Annotated in this window: 20 protein-coding genes, 8 tRNA genes and 3 rRNA genes; 27 read left to right on the top strand and 4 right to left on the bottom strand. The window is 38.1% G+C overall.

Annotated elements, in window-relative coordinates:
• Window positions 1-1,115: 1,115 nt before the first annotated feature.
• From SPB_RS05530 to SPB_RS05470, 13 genes are all read left to right on the top strand, one after another.
• Entirely contained in the window at window positions 1,116-2,723 is a 1,608-nt protein-coding gene (locus tag SPB_RS05530) for a ribonuclease Y (RefSeq protein WP_037621175.1), read from the top strand.
• Between the two features lie 108 nt (window positions 2,724-2,831).
• Window positions 2,832-3,458 carry a guanylate kinase gene (gmk, locus tag SPB_RS05525; RefSeq protein ID WP_003106012.1) on the top strand — a complete coding sequence of 209 codons (627 nt, stop codon included), beginning with the start codon at window positions 2,832-2,834 and terminating at the stop codon, window positions 3,456-3,458.
• A gap of 24 nt (window positions 3,459-3,482) precedes the next feature.
• Entirely contained in the window at window positions 3,483-3,800 is a 318-nt protein-coding gene (rpoZ, locus tag SPB_RS05520) for a DNA-directed RNA polymerase subunit omega (RefSeq protein ID WP_003102967.1), read from the top strand.
• 49 nt (window positions 3,801-3,849) lie between these two features.
• Window positions 3,850-6,231 carry a primosomal protein N' gene (locus SPB_RS05515; protein ID WP_175282147.1) on the top strand — a complete coding sequence of 794 codons (2,382 nt, stop codon included), beginning with the start codon at window positions 3,850-3,852 and terminating at the stop codon, window positions 6,229-6,231.
• Between the two features lie 52 nt (window positions 6,232-6,283).
• Window positions 6,284-7,219, top strand: a complete 936-nt coding sequence (gene fmt / locus SPB_RS05510) for a methionyl-tRNA formyltransferase (RefSeq protein ID WP_003104470.1) — start codon at window positions 6,284-6,286, stop codon at window positions 7,217-7,219.
• Window positions 7,209-8,531 (top strand): 16S rRNA (cytosine(967)-C(5))-methyltransferase RsmB, encoded by a 1,323-nt coding sequence (gene rsmB, locus SPB_RS05505; RefSeq protein WP_003105444.1) that lies wholly within the window; start codon window positions 7,209-7,211, stop codon window positions 8,529-8,531. The genes fmt and rsmB overlap by 11 nt, the downstream gene beginning before the upstream one ends.
• A 37-nt stretch (window positions 8,532-8,568) precedes the next feature.
• Window positions 8,569-9,309 (top strand): Stp1/IreP family PP2C-type Ser/Thr phosphatase, encoded by a 741-nt coding sequence (locus tag SPB_RS05500; protein WP_003102848.1) that lies wholly within the window; start codon window positions 8,569-8,571, stop codon window positions 9,307-9,309.
• Window positions 9,309-11,042, top strand: a complete 1,734-nt coding sequence (gene pknB, locus SPB_RS05495; RefSeq protein ID WP_003103640.1) for a Stk1 family PASTA domain-containing Ser/Thr kinase — start codon at window positions 9,309-9,311, stop codon at window positions 11,040-11,042. The genes SPB_RS05500 and pknB overlap by 1 nt, the downstream gene beginning before the upstream one ends.
• 150 nt (window positions 11,043-11,192) lie before the next feature.
• Complete coding sequence (liaF, locus tag SPB_RS05490) at window positions 11,193-11,888, top strand: cell wall-active antibiotics response protein LiaF (RefSeq protein WP_037620823.1); 696 nt, start codon at window positions 11,193-11,195, stop codon at window positions 11,886-11,888.
• A complete protein-coding gene (locus tag SPB_RS05485; RefSeq protein WP_003104853.1) occupies window positions 11,885-12,889 on the top strand; it encodes an envelope stress sensor histidine kinase LiaS in 1,005 nt (334 codons plus the stop codon). Before liaF ends, SPB_RS05485 begins: the two co-directional genes overlap by 4 nt.
• Window positions 12,882-13,523: a response regulator transcription factor gene (locus tag SPB_RS05480; protein WP_003105505.1), complete on the top strand. Its 642-nt coding sequence runs from the start codon at window positions 12,882-12,884 to the stop codon at window positions 13,521-13,523. Before SPB_RS05485 ends, SPB_RS05480 begins: the two co-directional genes overlap by 8 nt.
• A 32-nt stretch (window positions 13,524-13,555) precedes the next feature.
• Complete coding sequence (locus SPB_RS05475; protein ID WP_003104279.1) at window positions 13,556-14,956, top strand: bifunctional Cof-type HAD-IIB family hydrolase/peptidylprolyl isomerase; 1,401 nt, start codon at window positions 13,556-13,558, stop codon at window positions 14,954-14,956.
• Window positions 14,956-15,309 (top strand): S1 RNA-binding domain-containing protein, encoded by a 354-nt coding sequence (locus SPB_RS05470; RefSeq protein ID WP_003103672.1) that lies wholly within the window; start codon window positions 14,956-14,958, stop codon window positions 15,307-15,309. The genes SPB_RS05475 and SPB_RS05470 overlap by 1 nt, the downstream gene beginning before the upstream one ends.
• 75 nt (window positions 15,310-15,384) lie before the next feature.
• Here SPB_RS05470 and cysK read toward each other — a convergent pair whose 3' ends face one another.
• Both cysK and SPB_RS05460 read right to left on the bottom strand, forming a co-directional pair.
• Window positions 15,385-16,314 carry a cysteine synthase A gene (gene cysK / locus SPB_RS05465; protein WP_003103108.1) on the bottom strand — a complete coding sequence of 310 codons (930 nt, stop codon included), beginning with the start codon at window positions 16,312-16,314 and terminating at the stop codon, window positions 15,385-15,387.
• Window positions 16,315-16,436: 122 nt separating this feature from the next.
• Window positions 16,437-17,069 (bottom strand): YigZ family protein, encoded by a 633-nt coding sequence (locus SPB_RS05460; RefSeq protein WP_003105463.1) that lies wholly within the window; start codon window positions 17,067-17,069, stop codon window positions 16,437-16,439.
• A gap of 56 nt (window positions 17,070-17,125) precedes the next feature.
• On the opposite strand from SPB_RS05460, the gene SPB_RS05455 reads away from it, so the two are divergent.
• The 14 genes from SPB_RS05455 to SPB_RS05390 all read left to right on the top strand — a co-directional run bounded on the left by SPB_RS05455 (window position 17,126) and on the right by SPB_RS05390 (window position 25,831).
• Window positions 17,126-18,430 (top strand): ATP-dependent helicase ComFA, encoded by a 1,305-nt coding sequence (locus SPB_RS05455; RefSeq protein WP_003104831.1) that lies wholly within the window; start codon window positions 17,126-17,128, stop codon window positions 18,428-18,430.
• Complete coding sequence (locus SPB_RS05450; protein ID WP_254655069.1) at window positions 18,420-19,091, top strand: ComF family protein; 672 nt, start codon at window positions 18,420-18,422, stop codon at window positions 19,089-19,091. Before SPB_RS05455 ends, SPB_RS05450 begins: the two co-directional genes overlap by 11 nt.
• A gap of 74 nt (window positions 19,092-19,165) precedes the next feature.
• A complete protein-coding gene (gene hpf / locus SPB_RS05445; RefSeq protein WP_003105371.1) occupies window positions 19,166-19,714 on the top strand; it encodes a ribosome hibernation-promoting factor, HPF/YfiA family in 549 nt (182 codons plus the stop codon).
• A gap of 386 nt (window positions 19,715-20,100) precedes the next feature.
• Window positions 20,101-21,649, top strand: a 16S ribosomal RNA gene (locus SPB_RS05440).
• A 108-nt stretch (window positions 21,650-21,757) separates the two neighbouring features.
• Window positions 21,758-21,830 (top strand) — tRNA-Ala (locus tag SPB_RS05435).
• Between the two features lie 236 nt (window positions 21,831-22,066).
• Window positions 22,067-24,971 (top strand): 23S ribosomal RNA (locus SPB_RS05430).
• Window positions 24,972-25,054: 83 nt separating this feature from the next.
• Window positions 25,055-25,170: ribosomal RNA gene (rrf, locus tag SPB_RS05425) — 5S ribosomal RNA — on the top strand.
• Together the 16S, 23S and 5S rRNA genes with 8 tRNA genes alongside form the textbook arrangement of a ribosomal RNA operon.
• A gap of 16 nt (window positions 25,171-25,186) precedes the next feature.
• Window positions 25,187-25,259 (top strand) — tRNA-Val (locus tag SPB_RS05420).
• Between the two features lie 4 nt (window positions 25,260-25,263).
• A tRNA-Asp gene (locus tag SPB_RS05415) sits at window positions 25,264-25,336 on the top strand.
• A gap of 53 nt (window positions 25,337-25,389) precedes the next feature.
• Window positions 25,390-25,462, top strand: a tRNA-Lys gene (locus SPB_RS05410).
• A gap of 6 nt (window positions 25,463-25,468) precedes the next feature.
• Window positions 25,469-25,550: transfer RNA gene (locus tag SPB_RS05405), tRNA-Leu, on the top strand.
• Window positions 25,551-25,562: 12 nt separating this feature from the next.
• Window positions 25,563-25,635 (top strand) — tRNA-Thr (locus tag SPB_RS05400).
• 37 nt (window positions 25,636-25,672) lie between these two features.
• Window positions 25,673-25,746: transfer RNA gene (locus tag SPB_RS05395), tRNA-Ile, on the top strand.
• A 13-nt stretch (window positions 25,747-25,759) separates the two neighbouring features.
• Window positions 25,760-25,831: transfer RNA gene (locus SPB_RS05390), tRNA-Glu, on the top strand.
• 96 nt (window positions 25,832-25,927) lie between these two features.
• On the opposite strand, the gene SPB_RS05385 is transcribed toward SPB_RS05390, so the two are convergent.
• Entirely contained in the window at window positions 25,928-26,239 is a 312-nt protein-coding gene (locus SPB_RS05385) for a DUF960 domain-containing protein (protein WP_003104189.1), read from the bottom strand.
• A 50-nt stretch (window positions 26,240-26,289) separates the two neighbouring features.
• The gene (ntdP, locus tag SPB_RS05380) at window positions 26,290-26,823 is read right to left on the bottom strand and encodes a nucleoside tri-diphosphate phosphatase (RefSeq protein WP_003103799.1); all 534 of its coding nucleotides are present in this window, start codon (window positions 26,821-26,823) and stop codon (window positions 26,290-26,292) included.
• Window positions 26,824-26,850 lie beyond the last annotated feature (27 nt).

Genomic DNA, 26,850 nt, shown 5'->3' with positions numbered 1-26,850 from the left:
ATTAACAATTCGATCGAAATTTTTCTTTTATTATGTGGAAAACCAGTGTCATTACAAATAAAAGTTATATCCATTATTCTTCTTTCGATTAGAGCACCATTCATCTTTCATGGGCTTTCATTTATCATAAATCCACCAACTATTTATCGTATCGCCCTCTTTTATATGAGATATAGTTTCTTGAATTGCCATTTCTTTTGTTACGTTTTCATCCGTAAGTCGATATTTTATAAATATTTTTAGTAAATGACGATAGAAATTCGACTTAAAAAAAGGGAATTTTAATGTATTCCTAAGTTTAATTTGTAAAAATTTTTGGAGTTCTTTTGTCTTATTCGACATGTTAATTCTTTAGTGAGATTTCTGTAAGACTAATATGTTAATTTTTATGGTAAATAGGCAGTATTGTTTTTCTATAGTCCTATAAAAATTTTTGATAGGCATTCAATTGTTCAAAACTTAAAAACGTGTCTTAATATGTAATAAAAAAACAAGAATAAAATAAAAGGAAGGTTTAATTGGGTATTAATCGAATTAGGTACTTTATTTCCATAAATGGCTGTAATATAAAGCTTTTGTAGTTGCAGAACTACTTTTTATTTCCAAATCTACCTTAAGTATTGTAATTATCGATTTTGAAAAGTGCGAGGGTTTAAATTTCTTTAAAAGAGAAAAGGAAGAATAGTTGGGTTAACTTATAATGGACAAAATTAATTTAAGGATGGCAAAAGCGGACTTATTGAATACAATCAGATGTTTGTGAGACTTCATCAACATCTAAAGAATGTTTCTGATAATAATCATAATGTATTGCTCAATTTTCCGAGATAGATTACTTATAAATATACTTCAAGTGATTTCGACTGTATCAGAATGAAACAAACGAGAATTTGGTAGGTTCAATTAACATGACTACGAAAAGTTAGGTATAGTAAAATAGAAGCTTGTATAATGGATAGTCATCTTCAATCTTTTCTAAATAACGATATTAATAATTAAATTAGGTATCATTTTTGTTAACGCTTTTAAGTGTTGGAATTGTTTTAAAGGTCATTTTGTGGTAAACTTAATTATAGTTTTCCATGAGGAAACTAATAAAAATTGAGGTATATATGATGGTTAATATTATTTTATTAATTGTTTGTACCCTCATTGGTTTGATACTAGGTTATGTAATTATTTCGCTTAAGTTAAAATCAGCGAAAGAAAATGCAGACTTGACTCTTTTAAATGCAGAACAAGAAGCTGTAAATATCCGAAGCAAAGCAGAAGAAGAAGCTTCTACAATTAAGAAAACAGCAGAACGTGAAACAAAAGCGAGTCGTAAAGAAATGCTTTTGGAAGCAAAAGAAGAATCAAGAAAATATCGTGAAGAAATTGAACAAGAATTTAAATCTGAAAGACAAGAGCTTAAACAGTTAGAAACACGTTTAACCGAACGTGCCTTTTCTCTTGACCGAAAAGATGAAAATTTGTCAACTAAAGAGAAGGTTCTTGATAGTAAAGAACAAAGTCTGACCGATAAATCTAAACATATTGATGAGCGTCAAACACAAGTTGAAAAACTTGAAGAAGAGAAAAAAGAAGAACTACAACGTGTAGCAGCGATGACAATTGCTGAAGCTCGCGAAGTAATCTTGATGGAAACTGAGAATAAATTATCTCAGGAAATTGCAACACGTATTCGTGATGCAGAACGTGAAATCAAAGATAGAACTGATAAGACAGCTAAAGATTTGCTAGCACAAGCTATGCAACGGATGGCAGGAGAGTATGTCACTGAACAAACGATAACAAGTGTTCATTTGCCAGATGATAACATGAAAGGTCGTATTATTGGTCGTGAAGGACGCAATATTCGTACACTTGAAAGCCTCACAGGTATTGATGTTATTATTGATGATACACCGGAAGTTGTTGTCCTTTCAGGCTTTGATCCGATTCGTCGTGAGATTGCTCGAATGACTTTGGAATCATTGATTGCAGATGGTCGCATTCATCCAGCTCGGATTGAAGAATTGGTTGAGAAAAACCGTTTGGAAATGGATAACCGGATTCGTGAATATGGTGAAGCAGCAGCTTATGAAATTGGAGCACCAAATCTTCATCCTGATTTAATTAAAATTATGGGCCGTCTTCAATTTAGAACATCTTATGGGCAAAATGTCCTTCGACATTCAGTTGAAGTTGGTAAGTTAGCTGGAATTTTAGCTGGTGAACTTGGTGAAAATGTAGCACTAGCTCGACGTGCTGGTTTCTTACATGATATGGGGAAAGCAATTGACCGTGAGGTTGAAGGTAGTCACGTTGAAATTGGGACAGAATTTGCTCGTAAATATAAAGAACATCCAGTAGTTGTAAATACTATTGCAAGTCACCATGGTGATGTTGAACCAGAATCTGTCATTGCAGTAGTTGTCGCTGCTGCGGATGCTTTGAGTTCGGCGAGACCTGGTGCACGTAATGAATCTATGGAAAATTATATTCAACGCCTTCGTGATTTAGAAGAGATTGCCAATGGCTTTGATGGAGTTCAAACTAGCTTCGCTTTACAAGCAGGCCGAGAAATTCGAATCATGGTTCAACCAGAAAAAATCAGTGACGATCAAGTTGTTATTCTTTCACACAAAGTTCGTGAGAAAATTGAAAATAATCTAGATTATCCAGGGAATATTAAAGTAACAGTTATTCGTGAAATGCGTGCAATTGATTATGCAAAATAAAAGAGGAGTTATCCTCTTTTTTTGTTTTCCTAACTTGCGCAATTATTGGCTTGAAAATCATGCTTTATCATGATAAACTATTAGAAAGCAATTATTAAGGAGAACATAATGTCCGAACGTGGTTTGTTAATCGTCTTTTCTGGACCATCTGGTGTTGGTAAGGGGACGGTCAGACATGAGATTTTCTCAACCCCCGATCATAAATTTGAATATTCAGTTTCGATGACCACACGTGCACAAAGACCTGGAGAGGTTGATGGTGTAGATTATTACTTCCGTACACGTGATGAGTTTGAAGAATTAATAAAAAGTGGTCAAATGTTAGAATATGCAGAGTATGTGGGTAATTATTATGGAACACCGCTCAGCTATGTTAACGAAACTCTTGATAAAGGGATAGACGTCTTCTTAGAGATTGAAGTTCAAGGCGCCCTACAAGTTAAAAGCAAAGTGCCAGATGGCGTTTTTATTTTCTTAACTCCTCCAGATTTGGAAGAATTAGAAGATCGTCTGGTAGGTCGCGGAACAGATAGTCAAGAAGTGATTGCTCAGCGCATTGAACGTGCTAGAGAAGAAATTGCCTTGATGAGAGAATACGACTATGCAGTTGTAAATGATCAAGTACCATTAGCTGCAGAACGTGTCAAACAAATTATTGAAACAGAACATTTTAGAGTTGAGCGTGTTATTGGTCGCTATGACAAAATGATTTCGAATACAAAGCCAATCCGTTGATAGAATAGAAAAGAGTTAAATCCAATGATGTTAAAACCTTCAATTGATACTTTACTAGATAAAGTACCATCAAAATATTCCTTAGTGATCTTACAAGCTAAACGGGCTCATGAACTTGAAGCTGGTGCAAATCCAACCCAGGGCTTCAAATCAGTAAAATCAACTTTACAAGCCTTAGAAGAAATTGAGTCAGGAAATGTTGTTATTCATCCAGACCCATCAGCAAAACGTGCAGCAGTTAGAGCAAAAATTGAAGCTGAACGCATTGCAAAAGAAGAAGAAGAACGCAAGATTAAAGAACAAATTGCAAAAGAAAAAGAAGAAGAAGGAGAAAAAATCTAAGGTTGATGAAATCTTAGTTTTTTTCATTTAAGTAGTATGGAAAGGAGAATTGATGAGAGTTGCCCATATAATTGTAGATATCCCTTTAATGCAAACGGATAAACCTTTTAGTTATGCAATACCGGACCAACTGATTGGACTGGTTGAACTAGGTTCCCGAGTACACGTACCGTTTGGGAAAAGTAATCGCTTGTTACAAGGCTTTATCGTTGGTTTTTCTAACCTTGATGGAGACTATAAAGAGATAAGTGACTTACTGGATGTAGATCCAGTTCTAAATTCAGAACAGTTACAACTTGCAGACTCTTTAAGAAAAACAGTTTTTTCTTATAAAATTACTCTCCTCAAAGCTATGCTTCCCAATCTTCTAAATTCGCATTATGATAAAGAATTGCAAGTTACAGAAAATACAAGTTTGCAAGAAAGAAATCTTATTTTTAATCATAAATCAAGTGTCTTGATGTCACAATTAACTAGTGACCAAGAAGCGTTGGCACTTAAAGCAATCAAAAATGGTCGTATTGAAATGACCTATCTGGCTAAAGATAAAAAAACGATCAAAACAGTTTCCTATTATAAGGTAAACAAACAATTATTAATGGCTTCAGAAATCTCAGCCCGTGCAAAAAAGAAATTGCAACTTAAAGATTTTCTATTAAGTCATTCAGAAGATGGCAAGTTAAGTGATTTGCGTAAAGATTATTCGAGTGATGTGGTCAAATATTTTGTTAGCAATCACTTAATTGATTCATATGAGGAAGCTGTCAATCGAAGTGATGCTTATTTTGAAAAGGTTGAGTCTTCTCACTTTTTAAAGCTGAATCACCAACAAGAAACTGCTGTTCAAGAGATTACTCAGGCTATTGGGAAAGATTCTAATCCTTTCCTAATTGAAGGAATTACGGGTTCAGGTAAAACGGAGGTATACTTACATACAATTGATCGTGTCCTTAAAATGGGAAAAACAGCTATTGTCCTAGTTCCTGAGATATCTTTGACACCACAAATGACCAACCGATTTATTTCACGTTTTGGGAAACTGGTTGCTATTATGCACTCGGGCTTATCCGACGGCGAAAAGTTTGATGAGTGGAAAAAAATCAAGACTGGCCAAGCACGAGTAGTTGTTGGTGCGCGCTCAGCTATTTTTGCACCCTTAGAAAATATCGGGGCTATCATCATTGATGAGGAACATGAGTCAACTTATAAGCAAGAATCTAATCCACGCTACCATGCACGAGATGTGGCTTTATTGAGGGCAAAATTCCATCAAGCTGTATTAGTTTTAGGATCTGCAACACCAAGTATCGAAAGTAGGGCTCGAGCTAGTCGAGGCTTATACCATTTTATTGAATTGACGCAACGTGCCAATCCTTTGGCTAAAATTCCAGAAGTGGAAGTTGTTGATTTTAGAGACTATATTGGTAAACAATCACTTAGTAACTACACGCCTTATTTGTTAGACAAAATTAAAGACCGTTTGCAAAAAAATGAGCAGGTTGTTTTGATGCTTAATAGACGTGGTTATTCAAGCTTCATCATGTGTCGTGATTGTGGTTATGTTGATGGTTGTCCAAATTGTGACATTTCTTTGACCCTTCATATGGACACAAAGTCTATGAATTGTCATTATTGTGGTTTCCAAAAGGAAATTCCGAGAATTTGTCCAAATTGTCAAAGTAAGAGTATCCGCTATTATGGGACGGGTACACAAAAAGCTTACGATGAATTGCTAGAAGCAATTCCTGAAGCGCGGATCCTCCGAATGGATGTTGATACGACTCGTAAAAAAGGAAGCCATGAGAAAATTCTTGCGCAATTTGGAAATCATGAGGCTGATATCTTATTAGGTACTCAAATGATTGCTAAAGGTTTAGATTTTCCTAATGTCACTTTAGTCGGTGTTTTAAATGCTGATACCTCTTTAAACTTGCCGGATTTTAGGTCTTCTGAGAAGACCTTTCAGTTGTTGACACAGGTTGCAGGTCGTGCGGGACGGGCAGAAAAACCCGGTGAGGTTTTAATTCAAACTTATAATCCCAATCATTATGCCATCCAAATGGCTAAAAATCAGGATTATGAAGCATTTTATACTTATGAAATGGGCATTCGTCAAAAGATGGCTTATACACCATATTATTTTACAGTTGGTATAACCTTATCCTTGAAAGACGAACAAGAATTAGTTATAAAATCTTATCAAGTTATGTCCATATTAAAAGAAAACTTATCTGACAAAATTAAGATTTTAGGTCCTACACCTAAACCGGTCGCACGGACGCATAATTTATACCATTATCAAATAATTGTAAAATATCGTTTTGAGAATAATTTAGAAGAGACATTAAATACTATTCTAGATTGGACGCAAGCAAAAGGAAATAAAGATTTAAAAGTGATTATTGACCAAGAACCGCAAAATTTTATGTAAAATAATTATAGAATAGATTCTTACTAAAATAGTAAGTATTAAGGAAGGTCACATGACAAAAATATTATTTATGGGAACCCCCCAATTTTCTGCTACAGTATTGCAAGGCATTTTAGATGATGGCAAGTATGATATTTTAGCAGTTGTAACACAACCAGACCGAGCAGTTGGTCGCAAAAAAGAAATCAAAATGACACCAGTTAAAGAAGTTGCTTTAGCCAACCAATTACCAATTTATCAACCTGAGAAATTATCTGGATCAAAAGAACTAGAAGATATTATGGCATTGGGTGCAGATGGCATTATCACAGCCGCCTTTGGTCAATTTTTACCAAGCAAATTACTCAATTCAGTTGACTTTGCTTTAAATGTTCATGCCTCACTATTACCAAAATATCGTGGAGGGGCACCAATTCATTACGCTATTATTAATGGCGAAAAAGAGGCTGGTGTGACTATCATGGAAATGGTCAAGGAGATGGATGCTGGCGATATGGTGTCAAAAGCTAGTACACCAATCACAGAAACTGATAATGTTGGAACCATGTTTGAGAAATTAGCCGTTATTGGGCGTGATTTATTACTTGAAACTTTACCCGCATATTTATCAGGTGAGTTAAAGCCAACAACTCAGGATCATTCTCAAGCGACCTTCTCACCAAATATTTCTTCTGAAGAAGAAAAAATTGATTGGTCAAAAACTGCGCGAGATGTATTCAATCAAGTTCGTGGAATGAATCCATGGCCAATTGCCCACACCTATCTCTCAGGCCAACGTTTTAAGTTGTATGAAGTTGAAGTGGTTGATGGTCAGGGACAGCCAGGTCAAATTATTGCTAAAAACAAGAAAAGTCTGGTGGTTGCTGCAGGGAAACAAGCTGTCGCATTAAAATTAGTTCAGCCTGCTGGCAAGCCTAAAATGGGAATTGCTGACTTTTTAAATGGTGTTGGACGGGAATTAGAAATAGGTGATCGATTTGGCCAATGATTGGAAAAAATTAGCAAGAGGAAAAGCACTAATTGTCTTAGAAGATATCTTTGAAAATGATGCCTATTCAAATCTTGCATTGAATAATCAATTAACAAATATTGCTTTATCAAGTAAGGATAAAGGTCTAATAACAGAAATAGTTTATGGAACTTTGTCTCGTAAGATGACTTTAGAATGGTATTTAGCCCACTTCATAGAAGACCGTGATAAAATTGAAAAATGGGTTTATTATTTACTGCTGCTCAGTCTTTATCAATTACTATATTTAGATAAAGTACCAGCACATGCAATTGTTAATGATGCTGTAAATATCGCCAAAAATCGAGGAAATAAACGTGGTGCTGAAAAGTACGTTAATGCTATTTTGCGACTTTTGAGTGAAAATAAAATGCCGGATATTGAAAATATCAAACGAAAAAATAAACGTTATTCAGTCAAATATTCAATGCCGACTTGGATGGTCAAAAAAATGATTGACCAATTTGGAGAAGAACGGGCTGTCAAAATCATGGAAAGTTTATTTACCCCAAGTAAAGCAAGTATTCGTGTTACAGATGATGTCTCTATTGACCAACTACAAGAAGAATTAGAAGCTGATAAGTCAGTTCTGTCACCTGTTGGTTTAACCAAATCATCAGGACATTTTGCCTCAAGTCAGGCTTTTGCCGAAGGCAAAGTGACTGTTCAAGATGAGTCAAGTCAACTTGTTGCTCCTACTTTAGAGATTAAACAAGATGATAATATCCTTGATGCTTGTAGCGCGCCTGGGGGGAAAGCCGTTCATATGGCTTCTTATTTAACAAGTGGCAAAGTTACTGCTTTGGACATATATGATCATAAATTAGAATTGGTCGTGGAAAACGCTAAAAGACTTGGCTTAAGTGAGCGTATCGACACGCAAGTATTAGATGCCCGAAAAGTTCATGAGTTTTTTCCAGCAGATTCTTTTGATAAAATCTTGGTTGATGCACCATGTTCTGGAATTGGATTAATACGACGTAAACCAGATATTAAATATAGTAAAGACTTAACAGATTTGGAAGCATTACAGGCTATTCAATTGGAGATATTGGCTAGTGTTTGTCAAACCGTACGAAAAGGTGGTATAATAACATATAGCACTTGCACAATTTTCGATGAAGAAAACTTTCAAGTCATTGAAAAATTCTTGCAAAGTCATTCAAATTTTGAACAAGTAAAACTAAACCATACACAAGCGGATATTGTTAAAGATGGCTGTATTGTTATTACACCTGAACAATATCAGACTGACGGATTCTTTATTGGACAAGTTAGACGCGTCTTGTAGTATTTAGGAGGAAACTGACTCTGTCAGACGGACACATATGAAAATTTCATTAATTACTGATATTGGGCAAAAACGCTCAAATAATCAAGATTTTATCAATAAATTTGATAATAAAAAAGGGATTACCTTAGTTATCTTAGCTGATGGTATGGGTGGTCACCGAGCTGGTAATATTGCCAGTGAAATGACTGTTACAGACCTAGGTAAAGAATGGGTTCAAACTGAATTTACAGAACTAAGTCAAATTAGAGATTGGTTATTAGAAACGATTGAATCTGAAAATCAACGCGTATACCAAATGGGGCAAACAGAGGACTATAAAGGCATGGGTACGACAGTTGAAGCCGTTGTTCTAGTTGGTAATAGTGCAATCTTTGCTCATGTTGGAGATTCTCGAATTGGACTTGTTCAAAATGGTCAGTACAAACTTTTAACAAGCGATCATTCGCTTGTTAATGAGCTAGTTAAGGCAGGACAAATTTCTGAAGAAGAGGCGGCCAGCCATCCACAAAAAAATATTATTACGCAATCGATTGGTCAAGCTAATCCCTTAGAAGTTGATTTAGGTATTAAAGTTTTAGAAATAGATGATTACCTCGTTATCAACTCCGATGGGTTAACTAACATGGTGACTAATGATGAAATCGTAGAAATTCTTTCTCGCACGCTTAGTCTTGATGAAAAGAATAAAGCTCTTATTGACCTAGCTAATGAAAGAGGCGGACTGGATAATATCACGATCGCTTTGGTTCATAACGAAAGTGAGGATGACGAATAATGATACAGATTGGCAAATTATTTGCTGGTCGTTATCGTATCCTGAAGTCTATTGGCCGCGGTGGTATGGCTGATGTATATTTAGCCAATGATTTGATATTAGATAATGAAGATGTTGCAATAAAAGTTTTGCGAACCAATTATCAGACGGATCAAGTAGCAGTAGCTCGTTTCCAACGGGAAGCGCGTGCTATGGCTGAATTAAATCATCCAAACATCGTTGCAATTAGAGATATAGGGGAAGAGGACGGACAGCAGTTCCTAGTAATGGAATATGTTGATGGATTTGATCTTAAACGATTTATCCAGGAAAATGCACCAATTCCAAATGAACAAGTTGTTAGAATCATGGAAGAAGTTTTATCTGCTATGACTTTAGCCCATCAAAAAGGGATTGTTCATAGAGATTTAAAACCTCAAAATATCCTGCTAACTAAGGATGGAGTTGTCAAAGTTACAGACTTTGGGATCGCAGTTGCCTTTGCTGAGACAAGTTTAACTCAGACAAATTCAATGCTAGGTAGTGTTCACTATCTTTCACCTGAACAAGCAAGAGGTTCAAAAGCGACTATCCAAAGTGATATTTATGCCATGGGTATTATGTTATTTGAAATGTTAACTGGTCATATTCCTTATGATGGGGATAGTGCCGTAACAATTGCTTTACAACATTTCCAAAAACCACTGCCTTCAATTATTGAAGAAAATAAAGGTGTACCGCAGGCTCTTGAGAATGTTGTTATTAAAGCGACAGCTAAGCGTTTAAGTGATCGATATGCGACTACTTTTGATATGAGCAGAGATTTGATGACAGCGCTAAGCTATAATCGAAGCCGTGAACGGAAGTTAGTCTTCCATGATGTTGAAAGTACCAAGCCACTACCTAAAGTTACACCTGTTCCGGTTACGCAAACCAAATCATCTGTAGCACCTCAAACATCTGGATCTGAAATCCATGATGATGCGGTTACACCTCAAAAAACAAAGAAAAAACGTGGACGTCTTTTGGGAACTTTACTCAAAATTTTATTCGCCCTATTTGTTGTTTTGGTTGCTGTCTTTGCCTTTTTAGTCCTAACGAAGCCATCTACGGTGAAGATTCCAAATGTGAATGGAACTACATTGAGTGTGGCCAAAAAAGAATTGACTGATTTAGGTTTCCAAGTTGGTCAGATTCACAAAATGGAAGATGCAGCAGTTGATTCTGGTAAGGTCATTAAAACAGATCCTAAGGCAGGCACTGAGCGCCGTGAAGGGGCTCGGATTGATCTCTTTGTTTCAACTGGACAACCTAAAGTTAAGAAGAAAAGTAAAGATAAAGTGTTAATGCCTGATTTTACGAATATGACTTACAAAGATGTCCTTGATATGTTAACAAATGAGTATGGTATTCACCCAAATCGAATTGTTGCCTATTATCAAGATGCTCCGAATCCAGAAAATTATTCCAAGGTAAGCTCACCAAAAGATTCACAACTTGTTATGGGACAATATCCAATAGTTGGTACTTATTACATTATTTCAGATAAGGAAGATATTGAACTTTATCTAAGTCCAGATTCTGGAGATAATACAACTGTATTCTCATCAACATCGACATCAAGTTCAAGTGAAGAGGAAACAAGTACAAGCACAGAAACTTCTACAAGCTCTGAATCAACAACAAGTTCAAGTAGTAGTGATGCAACAACTACTGATTCAACGACTTCGGATACAAGTACTACTACACCTTAATATAAACAGCATTTCAACTGTATCAACTGGTTTGACAACTGTCAAAAGCCAAGTTACCAGTTGAGATGTTGTTTTCTTTTTATTCGGTGAAACTTTAAGGTGAATTTTTATGTGAATTTTGATAAAATGACAAAGTATGGAAGGAGCCAAATGAAAAAATTTCAATTTTTTTTATTAGTTGAATGTATCCTATTAGCCATGGGAATCATGACTATATTAGAAAATGATGTGAGTAGTTTTATCTTTATTTTAGTCATCATTTTACTAGCACTAAGATTTTATAATCAAGATAATCGGAATAATTTTTTATTAACAGTTGGTTTATTACTTTTATTTCTGATTTTTATGTTAAATCCCTATATCATTCTTGCTATTTTGATTGCCATCATCTATGTCGTCATTAACCACTTTTCACAGGTTAAAAAGAAAAATAGATTTGCATTGATTCGTTTTGGTCAAGAAGATATTAACTTTCGCAAAACGAGACATCAATGGATAGGTGCAGCGACATACGATAGTGATTATTATGCCTTTGATGATATCAATATTATTCGAATCAGTGGCAGTGACACGATTGATTTAACAAATGTTATTGTGCAAGGGGAAGATAATGTCATTATTATCCGTAAAATCTACGGACCGACCAAGATATTAGTTCCTATTGATATTGCTGTGACAATTGATGTAAGTTCAATATATGGTAGTATCAAATTTTTCAGTTGCCAGGAATATGATTTACGTAATGAATCCATTAAACTTGGATACGATAGTGCTAGCGACAGTTTGAAAAAAGTAAAAATCGTAATTAACACCTTAGCAGGAGCTGTGGAGGTGCGGAGACGATGAAAAAACGTTATTACTTTTTAGTATGGCTCTATTCAAGTGTCACTGTTCTTACGATTGTTGTTGTAGTCATGAATAACCTTGGTTTAACAATCAATGATTTGAAAGTTGACCTCTGGAAAACAGAACGACTCTTATTTTCAATAACTCTTTTGATTGTGTCAGTAACCCTGCTCTTATTGCTTTTGTGGATTATCCTTGACGATAATAGTCGTCGTGGAACTAATCAAAACCTAAGACGGATTTTAAATAACCAACCAATTTCTCTGGAAGAAAATTCTGAAATCAATATCAATCTCATTCGTTTGTCGAAAAAGATGGCTCACATGACAGCTAGTTTACAGAAAAAAGAAAGTGCCTACATTTTAGATAACCAGAAAATAGTGCAACGGGAACGCAAACGAATTGCTCGGGATTTACATGATACGGTTAGTCAAGAATTATTTGCATCCTCGATGATTCTATCAGGCGTCTCCATGAGTATCGAAGATTTGGAAAAAGATGAATTGCAAAGCCAGATTTTAACTGTTGAATCCATGTTGCAAAATGCTCAGAAGGATTTACGTATCCTGCTATTGCATTTGCGGCCGACAGAATTAGCCAATCGTACCTTAACAGAAGGCTTTCATATGATTTTTAAAGAATTAACGGATAAGAGTGATATTGAAGTTGTTTATCGAGAAAATATTTCTAAAATTCCAAAATCAATGGAAGATAATCTCTTTCGAATTGCCCAAGAGTTTATTAGTAATACTCTCAAACATGCCAAGGCAAGTCGTCTAGAAGTTTATCTCAATCAATCATCTAATGAAGTTCAACTAAAAATGGTCGATGATGGTGTCGGTTTTGATATGGATGACGTTAGAGAATTAAGTTATGGATTGAAAAATATTGAGGACCGTGTTGATGACCTAGCGGGATCAGTAAATTTATTAAGTCAAAAAGGTAAAGGTGTATCAATGGATATTCGTTTGCCAGTCGTTTTGGAGGAAGAAAATGGATAAAATACGTGTCATATTAGTTGATGACCATGAGATGGTGCGTTTAGGCTTAAAAAGCTTCTTAAATATGCAAAAAGACATTGAAGTTATTGGTGAAGCATCTAATGGTCGCCAAGGCATTGATTTAGCTTTAGAACTACGTCCAGATGTTTTAGTCATGGATTTAGTGATGCCTGAAATGGGTGGAGTTGAAGCGACATTAGATATTCTTTCAAAATGGACGGAAGCTAAAGTTTTAGTACTGACTTCCTATCTTGATAATGAGAAAATCTATCCAGTTATTGATGCCGGAGCCAAAGGTTATATGTTAAAGACTTCAAGTGCTGCAGAAATCTTAAATGCAATTAAAAAAGTAGCAAAAGGCCAACTAGCTATTGAGACAGAAGTTGACAAAAAAATTAAAGAGCATGATAAAAATCCAGAATTGCATGAGGAGTTAACAGCTCGGGAATTTGATATTTTATATCTGTTAGCCAAAGGATATGATAATCAAACGATTGCTGATGAGTTATTTATTTCATTAAAAACTGTAAAAACACATGTTTCAAATATTCTTTCTAAATTGGATGTCGACGATCGAACACAAGCTGTAGTCTACGCATTCCAACACCATATAGTGCCACAAGATGACAATTAATGATATAATAGTATCACTGTATGGAGGAAAAAATGGACGCAAAATTAAAATATAAAGCAAAGAAAATAAAAATGGTTTTCTTTGACATTGATGATACATTACGAGTAAAAGATACTGGTTACATGCCTGCATCAATTGAAAAAATTTTTAAAGAACTAAAAGCTAATGGTATTTTAACTGGGATTGCTTCAGGTAGAGCGCGTTATGGTGTACCCGAAGAAGTACAAAACTTGAATGCTGATTATTGTGTCAAGTTGAATGGTGCCTATGCAAAAGATAATAAGAAAAATATTATTTTCCAAGCACCAATCCCTGATGAAGTTGTCGTTCGCTATAAAGAATGGGCTAATGCTTCAGGGATTCACTATGGAATGGCTGGACGTCATGAAGCCGTACTTTCTGACCGTAATGATTTAATTAATAATGCTATTGACAATGTCTATGCTAATTTAGAAGTCGTACCAGACTATAATGAAAAACATGATGTTTATCAAATGTGGACATTTGAAGATAAAGGTGATGCTCTACAATTGCCAGAAGATTTAGCAGAACATTTACGTTTAGTAAGATGGCATGATAATTCATCGGACGTCGTTTTGAAAAATACATCTAAGGCTTTAGGTGTTTCAAAAGTCGTTGAACATTTAGGGTTAAAACCTGAAAATATCTTAGTCTTTGGAGATGAGTTAAATGACTTAGAACTATTTGACTATGCTGGAATCAGTGTGGCAATGGGTGTCTCACATCCACTTGTTCAAGAGAAAGCTGATTTTATTACAAAAAAAGTAGAAGAAAACGGCATTCAATATGCCCTTGAGGAGTTAGGTTTGATTGAAAAAGAATTACAATTTCCACAGTTAGAACTTGAAGGACATCAAGGTCCAAAAGCGACTATTAAGACAAATCATGGTGATATGACACTTGCTTTGTTCCCCAACCAAGCACCAAAAACAGTAGCTAATTTTATTGGTCTTGCTAAGGAAGGCTATTATGATGGAATTGTTTTCCACCGTATTATTCCTGAATTCATGATTCAAGGTGGCGATCCAACTGGAACAGGTATGGGTGGACAATCTATCTATGGTGACAGTTTCGAGGATGAATTCTCTGATGAATTATATAACCTTCGTGGAGCCCTTTCGATGGCAAACGCTGGACCAGATACTAACGGTAGCCAATTCTTTATCGTCCAAAACGATAAAATTCCTTATGCTCAGAAAGAACTCGAACGTGGTGGATGGCCAAAAGATATTGCGGCTGCTTATACTAGAAATGGTGGAACACCACACTTAGACCGTCGTCATACTGTATTTGGTCAACTGATGAACGCTGAGTCTTTTGCGGTGCTTGATAAAATTGCATCAGTTGAAACTGGAGCACAGGATAAACCAAAAGAAGATGTCATCATCGAAACAATTGAGGTTGTAGACTAATGAAAATTGGCGACAAATTGCATGGTAAAATTACTGGTATAAAACCTTATGGTGCCTTTGTTGCCCTAGAAGATGGGACAACAGGTCTCGTTCATATTTCAGAAATAAAAAGTGGCTATATTGACAATATTAATGATATATTATGCAAGGGACAAGAAGTCCTTGTTCAAGTTGTTGACGTAGATGAGTTTACAAACAAAGCTAGTCTTTCTCTAAGAACACTGGAAGAAGAAAAACATACAATTACTCATCGTCACCGATTTACAAATAGTCGCTTGTCAATTGGTTTTAAGCCTTTGGCTAAGGAATTACCTCAGTGGATTAATGAAGGTCTTGAAAACTTTAAAAAGTAGCAATAAAAAAGCATCACTAGACTAGCTAGTGATGCTTTTTACTTTATTGTGAAAACTTTGATTTGCTTGATTTTCTTATTTATCAAACTGGTATAACTCAGTTGATAGGTAACGCTCGCCATTATCTGGAAGAAGGGTAAGTACTTTTTTGCCTTTGCCAAGTTTCTTAGCGACTTCGATTGCAGCGTAAATTGCTGCACCTGAAGAAATACCAGCAAGGAACCCTTCTTTAATACCAGTTGTACGTCCTGTTAGTAATGCATTTTCTGACGTTACGCGAATGATGTCATCGTAAGATTTTGTATCAAGGGTTTCAGGGATAAAACCTGCTGAAATTCCTTGGATTTTGTGTGGGCCAGGTTTGCTACCTGATAAAACAGCAGATTCATCTGATTCCACAGCGTAAACTTTTAAATCTGGTAATTTAGCTTTTAAGGCATGGGAAACACCAGAGACAGTACCGCCTGTACCTACGCCAGCTACAAATGCATCGAGACCAATTTCTTGGAAAGCATTGAGAATCTCTTGTCCAGTAGCATCTTCGTGAATTTTTGGATTGGCTGGGTTATCAAATTGTAAGGGAACCCAACCATTAATATCTTCTGCTAATTCCTTAGCCTTGGCAATTGCACCGTTCATTCCTTGGTCACCTGGTGTTAGAACTAATTGTGCCCCATAGGCTTGAATGATTTGACGGCGTTCAACACTCATTGTTTCGGGCATGACAATGACGACTTTGTAACCTTTTGCAGCACCTACCCATGCTAAACCAATACCAGTGTTACCACTAGTTGGTTCAATGATTGTGTCACCTGGTTTGATTGTGCCATCTTTCTCAGCAGCCTCAATCATTGCTAGTGCAATACGGTCTTTAACTGATGAACCTGGGTTGAAAGATTCTAATTTAACATAAACGTCAGCGGCGTCTTCAGGAACCATTTGATTTAACTTAATAATTGGTGTTTGGCCAATTAATTCAGTGATATTATTATATATTTTTGACATGAGCAAATCTCCTTTTAAAATTCTTAAAATGCTTATATAAATTAAGTATAATCACTTTTAAACTAAAAGTAAAATATCCAATCCTAATCGTACTGATAGTAGAAAACTATCAGCACAAACGATTATGTTAGTCTAACTTCAATAATTTGTGAATCGACTTTTTGATAATTGGCTTTGCCAGAATAGAAACCTTGTAAATTCTGACAGATCTCGTCTTCTTTCTCTGGGTCAAAATATATGGTTACAAAGACTTGGTCTAAGAAATTAGTTTCCGCTTCGCGCAGCTGATTATCCTCTAAAAAGAGCGAGAGGGTTTGGTACTGCGGATATGTTAGTGTTAACTTGAGGCCGCTTTGCTCCTTAACTTCTACCATGATTACATTCTGAAGAGCTTGCGCTGTTGCTGATGAATAGGCACGGATTAATCCGCCTGTTCCTAATTTTATGCCTCCAAAATAACGAGTCACCACTGCTAGAACGTTTGTTAGGTTTTGCTTTTCTAATACTGATAGAATTGGGATTCCAGCTGTTCCTGAAGGTTCGCCGTCGTCGCTTGATCGTTTTAGGTCACTATTTTCACCAATAATCATGGCGTGGCAGGAATGATTAGCCTTGTAATGTTCTTTTTTGATTTGGGCTAAATAGTCTTTGCCTTCTTCCTCTGAAGATATTCGAAATAGATGACAAATAAAGCGTGATTTTTTGATGATTTGCTCAGATTGACTATCATTTTCAATTGTTTTATAACTTTCCATATCAAAATTTTACAGTAATTCCCCTCTTTTAGCAAAGTTTTTTCGAATATCTAAGTATGGGAAAAAATTATTATGAACAAGGTCGACTTTTTACTGAACAACAAATGAAAAATGTGATAACTGCGAAAACTTTTTCCATGAAAGAAAGTATGAGTATGGAGTCTGGTAAGCAATGTTGCAATAGATGTTTTCAAGAAGTTGCTAAAACTAATCTTTTACCTAATGGGAAGACATATTGTAGATTTTGTATTGCCTTTGGTCGGGTGGAATCTGAATCACAACTCTATTATTTTGCACCTCAAGCATTTCCGAAAGGTGATTATTTACGCTGGAATGGTCAACTAACCCCATATCAAGAAAAAATTTCAGAATTTTTGTTAGGCAATTATCTTAATAAAAAAAACAGCTTAGTCCATGCTGTGACAGGTGCTGGAAAAACAGAAATGATATATAAATTAATTGAATCAGTAATCAATCAAGGTGGCTGGGTCTGTTTTACTAGTCCCCGAGTAGATGTCTGTATTGATATCAAAAATCGTTTAGTTCGAGACTTCTCTTGCCCAATAACAATTATGTATGGAGGGTCCGAGGAATATCGTCCAGCCCCCTTGATAGTTTCAACAACACATCAACTCTTAAAATTTTATCGAGCCTTTGATTTATTAATAATAGATGAAGTTGATGCTTTTCCTTTTTTTGGGAATGTGGTTCTAAATAAAGCAACACAATCATGTTTAAAAGAGGAAGGTAAAGTTGTTTGTCTGACTGCAACTTCGACAAATGAATTAGAACAAAAAGTCAGCGATGGACATTATGAAAAAATAAGATTGTCAAGACGTTTCCATAATCATCCATTGGTCGTTCCTAAGTTTCAATTAATTTATCCATTATCAAAACAGTTTGAAAAAAATAAATTTCCTAACTTACTAAGTAATTTGATTAGTCAACAAAGACAGACTGCATTCCCTTTACTAATTTTCTACCCTCTAATTACAGAAGGGGAAAAATTTACGAAAATATTGCAAAAAGCTTTTCCTAAAGAAAAAATTGCCTTTGTATCAAGTAAATCTGATGATCGAAAAGAGAAAATTGATGCGTTTAAAAAAAGACAAATTGATATTCTTGTAACTACGACTATTTTGGAGAGGGGAGTAACATTTCCAGAAGTAGATGTTTACGTTATTTTGGCAAATCATAAGCTATTTACGAGTAGTAGCCTGATTCAGATAGCAGGTCGCGTAGGGAGATCCGTATCTCGACCAAGTGGGCAGTTACTATTTATTCATGAAGGGGTAAGTCTACAAATGAAGAAAGCTCGTAAACAAATTATAGAAATGAATAAGGAAGCATATGGTGAATAAGTGTTTAATATGTGGAGAAAATTGTAGACCAAGATTATCATTTACGGATATCTGTTTTATGGTGAATCGCCAAAGCCAACTGTGTGAAACATGTTCTGGCTTATTCGAAAGAATTGGTAGGAAACATTGCCCAACCTGTTGCAAAGTTGGTTTAGAATTAATGTGTAGTGACTGTAAATCATGGTTTGAAAATGGGGTAGAAGTATCACACAAAGCACTATATAAGTATAATTTAGCAATGAAAGATTATTTTTCTAAATACAAGTTTCAAGGTGACTATTTATTAAAAAGTATATTTTCTAAAGAATTAAAAATATACATTGAAAAGAATTATGAAGGTTATACAAATCTGGTTGTACCAATTAGCCAGAGTAGAATGGAAACGCGTGGGTTTAATCAAGTATCCTCAATTCTTGCAGACGTCAATATTTCTTATATAGATATCTTACGAAAATGTGAAGGAAAAAAGCAATCTGAGAAAACCAAACATCAAAGGCTAGAATCTGAGAATCAATTTTCACTTCTTCATATAGAAAATCTTCCAAAAAAAATACTAATTATTGATGATATTTATACGACGGGGACAACAATTTCACAAATCAGAAAGTTGTTACTTCAGCATGGAATAAATGATATAAAAAGTGTATCGATAGCAAGGTAAAAACTTGCAAATTTTCATGAAAGCGATATAATATAAGTAAAGAAAGCGCTTAAAGCGCAGAAAAGAGGTATCTTATGATTAGATTTAGTATTCGTGGAGAAAACATCGAAGTTACAGAAGCAATTCGCGATTATGTTGAATCAAAGCTTTCAAAAATTGAAAAGTACTTTGTTGAAGACAATGAAATAGATACTCGTGTCAACTTAAAAGTATATCGTGAAAAGACGGCAAAAGTAGAAGTTACAATTATTTTAGGCTCAATGACTCTACGAGCAGAAGATGTCTCACAAGATATGTATGGCTCAATTGATTTGGTGGTAGATAAAATTGAACGTCAAATCAGAAAGAACAAAACTAAAATTGCCAAAAAACATCGTGAAAAAATGCCAACCGGCCAAGTCTTTACAACAGAGTTTGAAGCGGAAGAGGTGGAAGAAACTCCTGAAATTCGCGTAGTCAGAACTAAAAATGTAACTCTAAAACCAATGGATATTGAAGAGGCACGTTTACAAATGGAATTACTCGGCCATGACTTCTATATTTATACAGACGCTGAAAACGGCGAAACGAATGTACTATATAAGCGTGAAGATGGCGATCTAGGATTAATTGAAGCGAAGTAATTTAGACAAGATTAATTAATTAAATCCATTAAATCAAAACAAAAAAAGGTGGTGCTCATTGGGCACTCCTTTTATTTGAAATAAATAAGCAAGATATATTGACAAAACGGATGCCAGTATATTATACTAATCAAGCTATCAAAAACGACTGGTTAGAGATTTCAGAAATTAAAAAGAAATTTAAAAAAGTTGTTGACAGCAACTATCAGACCTGATAGAATATAATAGTTGTCTCGTAAGAGATAAGAAGACCTTTGAGAACTGAATAAGACAAAAACCAAACGTGCAGGGTGATATGTTTATGCATATTACCTGTCAATTAAGTAACAAAAAAACAATAAATCTGTCAGCGACAGATAAGAATGAGTTAAACATCAAATTAACATATAAATGAGAGTTTGATCCTGGCTCAGGACGAACGCTGGCGGCGTGCCTAATACATGCAAGTAGAACGCTGAAGACTGGTGCTTGCACTAGTCAGATGAGTTGCGAACGGGTGAGTAACGCGTAGGTAACCTACCTCATAGCGGGGGATAACTATTGGAAACGATAGCTAATACCGCATGACAATTAAGTACTCATGTACTAAATTTAAAAGGAGCAATTGCTTCACTATGAGATGGACCTGCGTTGTATTAGCTAGTTGGTGAGGTAACGGCTCACCAAGGCCACGATACATAGCCGACCTGAGAGGGTGATCGGCCACACTGGGACTGAGACACGGCCCAGACTCCTACGGGAGGCAGCAGTAGGGAATCTTCGGCAATGGGGGCAACCCTGACCGAGCAACGCCGCGTGAGTGAAGAAGGTTTTCGGATCGTAAAGCTCTGTTGTTAGAGAAGAACGGTAATGGGAGTGGAAAATCCATTACGTGACGGTAACTAACCAGAAAGGGACGGCTAACTACGTGCCAGCAGCCGCGGTAATACGTAGGTCTCGAGCGTTGTCCGGATTTATTGGGCGTAAAGCGAGCGCAGGCGGTTATTTAAGTCTGAAGTTAAAGGCCGTGGCTCAACCATGGTTCGCTTTGGAAACTGGATAACTTGAGTGCAGAAGGGGAGAGTGGAATTCCATGTGTAGCGGTGAAATGCGTAGATATATGGAGGAACACCGGTGGCGAAAGCGGCTCTCTGGTCTGTAACTGACGCTGAGGCTCGAAAGCGTGGGGAGCAAACAGGATTAGATACCCTGGTAGTCCACGCCGTAAACGATGAGTGCTAGGTGTTAGGCCCTTTCCGGGGCTTAGTGCCGCAGCTAACGCATTAAGCACTCCGCCTGGGGAGTACGACCGCAAGGTTGAAACTCAAAGGAATTGACGGGGGCCCGCACAAGCGGTGGAGCATGTGGTTTAATTCGAAGCAACGCGAAGAACCTTACCAGGTCTTGACATCCCTCTGACCGTCCTAGAGATAGGACTTTCCTTCGGGACAGAGGTGACAGGTGGTGCATGGTTGTCGTCAGCTCGTGTCGTGAGATGTTGGGTTAAGTCCCGCAACGAGCGCAACCCCTATTGTTAGTTGCCATCATTAAGTTGGGCACTCTAGCGAGACTGCCGGTAATAAACCGGAGGAAGGTGGGGATGACGTCAAATCATCATGCCCCTTATGACCTGGGCTACACACGTGCTACAATGGTTGGTACAACGAGTCGCAAGCCGGTGACGGCAAGCTAATCTCTTAAAGCCAATCTCAGTTCGGATTGTAGGCTGCAACTCGCCTACATGAAGTCGGAATCGCTAGTAATCGCGGATCAGCACGCCGCGGTGAATACGTTCCCGGGCCTTGTACACACCGCCCGTCACACCACGAGAGTTTGTAACACCCGAAGTCGGTGAGGTAACCTATTAGGAGCCAGCCGCCTAAGGTGGGATAGATGATTGGGGTGAAGTCGTAACAAGGTAGCCGTATCGGAAGGTGCGGCTGGATCACCTCCTTTCTAAGGAAATGGAAGCACGTTAGGAAAAGTCTTATTTAGTTTTGAGAGGTCTTATTAAAGTAATGAGATAGAAACACCACTAATAATGTAACAACCAGTTTATTAGTTGGGGCCTTAGCTCAGCTGGGAGAGCGCCTGCTTTGCACGCAGGAGGTCAGCGGTTCGATCCCGCTAGGCTCCATTATCTAGGATACAAAGAGATGTTCGGCTTGCCGAAATTTCTTAAGAAATTAATCTCGTGTTCAACTAGATAAGTAGGATAAAAATCCTAACATAGTCCATTGAAAATTGAATATCTATATCAAATTCCACAATTAAGAAATTAATTGTAGAAAAAAGTAACAAGAAATAAACCGAAAAAAAGATAAACGCGAACATATTAAAAAAATTAAAAGAAGGTCGAAAGACTGGAAATAAGGTTAAGTTAATAAGGGCGCACGGTGGATGCCTTGGCACTAGAAGCCGATGAAGGACGTGACTAACGACGAAATGCTTTGGGGAGCTGTAAGTAAGCAAAGATCCAGAGATGTCCGAATGGGGAAACCCGGCGATGTAATGCATGTCATCCATGACTGTTAAGGTCATGAGAAGGAAGACGCAGTGAACTGAAACATCTAAGTAGCTGCAGGAAGAGAAAGCAAACGCGATTGCCTTAGTAGCGGCGAGCGAAACGGCAGAAGGGCAAACCGAGGAGTTTACTCCTCGGGGTTGTAGGACTGCGACGTGGGATCAAATACTATAGAAGAATTACCTGGGAAGGTAAGCCAAAGAGAGTAATAGCCTCGTATTTAAAATAGTAAATGACTCTAGCAGTATCCTGAGTACGGCGAGACACGCGAAATCTCGTCGGAATCTGGGAGGACCATCTCCCAACCCTAAATACTCTCTAGTGACCGATAGTGAACCAGTACCGTGAGGGAAAGGTGAAAAGCACCCCGGAAGGGGAGTGAAATAGAACCTGAAACCGTGTGCCTACAACAAGTTCGAGCCCGTTAATGGGTGAGAGCGTGCCTTTTGTAGAATGAACCGGCGAGTTACGATATGATGCGAGGTTAAGTTGAAGAGACGGAGCCGTAGGGAAACCGAGTCTTAATAGGGCGACTTAGTATCATGTTGTAGACCCGAAACCATGTGACCTACCCATGAGCAGGTTGAAGGTGAGGTAAAACTCACTGGAGGACCGAACCAGGGCACGTTGAAAAGTGCTTGGATGACTTGTGGGTAGCGGAGAAATTCCAAACGAACTTGGAGATAGCTGGTTCTCTCCGAAATAGCTTTAGGGCTAGCGTCGATGTTAAGTCTCTTGGAGGTAGAGCACTGTTTGGGTGAGGGGTCCATCCCGGATTACCAATCTCAGATAAACTCCGAATGCCAACGAGATATAATCGGCAGTCAGACTGCGAGTGCTAAGATCCGTAGTCGAAAGGGAAACAGCCCAGACCACCAGCTAAGGTCCCAAAATAATTGTTAAGTGGAAAAGGATGTGGGGTTGCACAGACAACTAGGATGTTAGCTTAGAAGCAGCTATTCATTCAAAGAGTGCGTAATAGCTCACTAGTCGAGTGACCCTGCGCCGAAAATGTACCGGGGCTAAAACAATTTACCGAAGCTGTGGATTACCTTTAGAGGTAATGGTAGGAGAGCGTTCTATGTGTGAAGAAGGTATACCGTGAGGAGTGCTGGAACGCATAGAAGTGAGAATGCCGGTATGAGTAGCGAAAGACAGGTGAGAATCCTGTCCACCGTAAGACTAAGGTTTCCAGGGGAAGGCTCGTCCGCCCTGGGTTAGTCGGGACCTAAGGAGAGACCGAAAGGTGTATTCGATGGCCAACAGGTTGATATTCCTGTACTAGTATGTAAAGTGATGGAGGGACGCAGTAGGCTAACTAAAGCGTGCGAATGGAAGAGCACGTTCAAGCAGTGAGGTGTGGTATGAGTCAAATGCTTATACCTAATACATTGAGCTGTGATGAGGAGCGAAATTAAGTAGCGAAGTTAGTGATGTCACACTGCCAAGAAAAGCTTCTAGCGTTTAATTACATACTACCCGTACCGCAAACCGACACAGGTAGTCGAGGCGAGTAGCCTCAGGTGATCGAGAGAACTCTGGTTAAGGAACTCGGCAAAATGACCCCGTAACTTCGGGAGAAGGGGTGCTGGCGTTAGCGTCAGCCGCAGTGAATAGGCCCAAGCAACTGTTTATCAAAAACACAGCTCTCTGCTAAATCGTAAGATGATGTATAGGGGGTGACGCCTGCCCGGTGCTGGAAGGTTAAGAGGAGTGCTTAGCGTAAGCGAAGGTATGAATTGAAGCCCCAGTAAACGGCGGCCGTAACTATAACGGTCCTAAGGTAGCGAAATTCCTTGTCGGGTAAGTTCCGACCCGCACGAAAGGCGTAATGATTTGGGCACTGTCTCAACGAGAGACTCGGTGAAATTTTAGTACCTGTGAAGATGCAGGTTACCCGCGACAGGACGGAAAGACCCCATGGAGCTTTACTGCAGTTTGATATTGAGTATCTGTACCACATGTACAGGATAGGTAGGAGCCATTGAAGACGGGACGCCAGTTTCGTCTGAGGCAATGTTGGGATACTACCCTTGTGTTATGGCTACTCTAACCCAGATAGGTTAACCCTATCGGAGACAGTGTCTGACGGGCAGTTTGACTGGGGCGGTCGCCTCCTAAAAGGTAACGGAGGCGCCCAAAGGTTCCCTCAGATTGGTTGGAAATCAATCGTAGAGTGTAAAGGTATAAGGGAGCTTGACTGCGAGAGTTACAACTCGAGCAGGGACGAAAGTCGGGCTTAGTGATCCGGTGGTTCCGCATGGAAGGGCCATCGCTCAACGGATAAAAGCTACCCTGGGGATAACAGGCTTATCTCCCCCAAGAGTTCACATCGACGGGGAGGTTTGGCACCTCGATGTCGGCTCGTCGCATCCTGGGGCTGTAGTCGGTCCCAAGGGTTGGGCTGTTCGCCCATTAAAGCGGCACGCGAGCTGGGTTCAGAACGTCGTGAGACAGTTCGGTCCCTATCCGTCGCGGGCGTAGGAAATTTGAGAGGATCTGCTCCTAGTACGAGAGGACCAGAGTGGACTTACCGCTGGTGTACCAGTTGTCTTGCCAAAGGCATCGCTGGGTAGCTATGTAGGGAAGGGATAAGCGCTGAAAGCATCTAAGTGCGAAGCCCCCCTCAAGATGAGATTTCCCATGATTTTATATCAGTAAGAGCCCTGAGAGATGATCAGGTAGATAGGTTAGAAGTGGAAGTATAGCGATATATGAAGCGGACTAATACTAATAGCTCGAGGACTTATCCTAAGATAAGTATGAACAAATAGTTTATTGACAGTTTTGGTCAAACTTGTTAGAATATAGATATTCAATTTTGAGTGGACTCAAAGTTAAGTGACGATAGCCTAGGAGATACACCTGTACCCATGCCGAACACAGTAGTTAAGCCCTAGAACGCCTGAAGTAGTTGGGGGTTGCCCCCTGTTAGATACGGAAGTCGCTTAGCTTAAAGAATACTCATTGGGAGTTTAGCTCAGCTGGGAGAGCATCTGCCTTACAAGCAGAGGGTCAGCGGTTCGAACCCGTTAACTCCCATAAAGGTCCCGTAGTGTAGCGGTTATCACGTCGCCCTGTCACGGCGAAGATCGCGGGTTCGATTCCCGTCGGGACCGTTGAAATCGATATTAATCTGGTTTCATTTTTAATTGGATTTAGATTCAATTAAGACTCGTTAGCTCAGTTGGTAGAGCAATTGACTTTTAATCAATGGGTCACTGGTTCGAGCCCAGTACGGGTCATCTTAAGCGGGTTTGGCGGAATTGGCAGACGCACCAGATTTAGGATCTGGCGCTTAACGGCGTGGGGGTTCAAGTCCCTTAACCCGCATAAAGATAATAAGCCGGCTTAGCTCAGTTGGTAGAGCATCTGATTTGTAATCAGAGGGTCGCGTGTTCAAATCATGTAGCCGGCATTGCTTTATGCAAATATATTTTCCAAGCTAGTAGCTTGGGCGCGTAGCTCAGGTGGTTAGAGCGCACGCCTGATAAGCGTGAGGTCGGTGGTTCGAGTCCACTCGTGCCCATTAAATTTATTATGGTCCGTTGGTCAAGGGGTTAAGACACCGCCTTTTCACGGCGGTAACACGGGTTCGAATCCCGTACGGACTATAGTATGGTTCTCATTATTGAGAACTTTTTTTGTGCCAAATTATTATACTAATGATATTTCAACTACAAACTAAAAAAGAGCAAGCAAGCCCTTTTTTAGTAGATTTCATGTCCTAGTAATATAGTTTCTGTACCATTGTTATCAACAATATAGATGACTTTAGGCAAAAATGGGTCATATGTATATGGTGTATCAATGACTATTCTTACTTTGTTTTTCTGATCATGGTATTCAATAGCAGTTTTTTTCTTATTATCGAGAATTCGAAAAACAAGGATATTGTCTAACTTAAAAACACCTTTTAGGTTATTGTCGATAAATGCCCAAAAAGAGTCAATGATTTCAGGGGGAATACTTGTAGCAATGCCGAAACTGGCATAGCGTTCTTTCGTGTTTTGAAATGCCATCTTTACTCCTTTCAAGTGATAAAGCACCCCAATGGAGTGCCAGACAACTATTAACGATTCTTCAGTTCAAGATAACGTTTGTACCAAATAGCGATATACTCTTCAGAAAAAGGTCCTTTCCCGCTGTTTATCCAATCAACAAGAATTTTTACATTTTCTTTCAGGATATAATCCATATCTTCTGTATAGTGCATTTCTTTTTTATGTTGTTCATACTCATCAACATCTAATAATCGTTTTTCCCCATCAGCAAATACTTTGACATCTAAATCATAGTCAATATATTTGAGGGCTTCACCATCAAGCACATAGGGGCTTGCTAAATTACAGTAGTAAGAAATGCCATTGTCTCTTATCATAGCAATAATATTAAACCAGTACTTCTTGTGAAAATAGATAATTGCTGGTTCTCTTGTAACCCATCGTCTACCATCACTTTCTGTTACTAATGTATGATCATTTACGCCGATAAGAGCATTTTCAGTTGTTTTTAGTACCATAGTATCACGCCAAGTTCGGTGCAACCTACCATCATGCTTATAACTTTGAATTGTAATAAAGTCGCCTTCTTTAGGTAACTTCATGCCCAACCAACTTTCTACAATTAAACT

Source organism: Streptococcus parauberis NCFD 2020, from assembly GCF_000187935.1.
Lineage (GTDB): Bacteria > Bacillota > Bacilli > Lactobacillales > Streptococcaceae > Streptococcus > Streptococcus parauberis.
The sequence above is the reverse complement of the archived record's forward strand: the minus strand, read 5'-3'. Positions and strand labels throughout refer to the sequence as shown.

Excerpts from the sequence above, each read along its gene's own strand:
- rpoZ (WP_003102967.1), top strand. The coding sequence starts at position 3,483 with ATGATGTTAAAACCTTCAATTGATACTTTACTAGATAAAGTACCATCA.
- fmt (WP_003104470.1), top strand. The coding sequence starts at position 6,284 with ATGACAAAAATATTATTTATGGGAACCCCCCAATTTTCTGCTACAGTA.
- SPB_RS05385 (WP_003104189.1), bottom strand. The coding sequence starts at position 26,239 with ATGGCATTTCAAAACACGAAAGAACGCTATGCCAGTTTCGGCATTGCT.
- SPB_RS05480 (WP_003105505.1), top strand. The coding sequence starts at position 12,882 with ATGGATAAAATACGTGTCATATTAGTTGATGACCATGAGATGGTGCGT.
- hpf (WP_003105371.1), top strand. The coding sequence starts at position 19,166 with ATGATTAGATTTAGTATTCGTGGAGAAAACATCGAAGTTACAGAAGCA.
- SPB_RS05470 (WP_003103672.1), top strand. The coding sequence starts at position 14,956 with ATGAAAATTGGCGACAAATTGCATGGTAAAATTACTGGTATAAAACCT.
- SPB_RS05450 (WP_254655069.1), top strand. The coding sequence starts at position 18,420 with ATGGTGAATAAGTGTTTAATATGTGGAGAAAATTGTAGACCAAGATTA.
- pknB (WP_003103640.1), top strand. The coding sequence starts at position 9,309 with ATGATACAGATTGGCAAATTATTTGCTGGTCGTTATCGTATCCTGAAG.
- SPB_RS05460 (WP_003105463.1), bottom strand. The coding sequence starts at position 17,069 with ATGGAAAGTTATAAAACAATTGAAAATGATAGTCAATCTGAGCAAATC.
- SPB_RS05500 (WP_003102848.1), top strand. The coding sequence starts at position 8,569 with ATGAAAATTTCATTAATTACTGATATTGGGCAAAAACGCTCAAATAAT.
- ntdP (WP_003103799.1), bottom strand. The coding sequence starts at position 26,823 with ATGAAGTTACCTAAAGAAGGCGACTTTATTACAATTCAAAGTTATAAG.
- SPB_RS05455 (WP_003104831.1), top strand. The coding sequence starts at position 17,126 with ATGGGAAAAAATTATTATGAACAAGGTCGACTTTTTACTGAACAACAA.
- SPB_RS05485 (WP_003104853.1), top strand. The coding sequence starts at position 11,885 with ATGAAAAAACGTTATTACTTTTTAGTATGGCTCTATTCAAGTGTCACT.
- gmk (WP_003106012.1), top strand. The coding sequence starts at position 2,832 with ATGTCCGAACGTGGTTTGTTAATCGTCTTTTCTGGACCATCTGGTGTT.
- cysK (WP_003103108.1), bottom strand. The coding sequence starts at position 16,314 with ATGTCAAAAATATATAATAATATCACTGAATTAATTGGCCAAACACCA.
- SPB_RS05475 (WP_003104279.1), top strand. The coding sequence starts at position 13,556 with ATGGACGCAAAATTAAAATATAAAGCAAAGAAAATAAAAATGGTTTTC.
- liaF (WP_037620823.1), top strand. The coding sequence starts at position 11,193 with ATGAAAAAATTTCAATTTTTTTTATTAGTTGAATGTATCCTATTAGCC.
- SPB_RS05530 (WP_037621175.1), top strand. The coding sequence starts at position 1,116 with ATGGTTAATATTATTTTATTAATTGTTTGTACCCTCATTGGTTTGATA.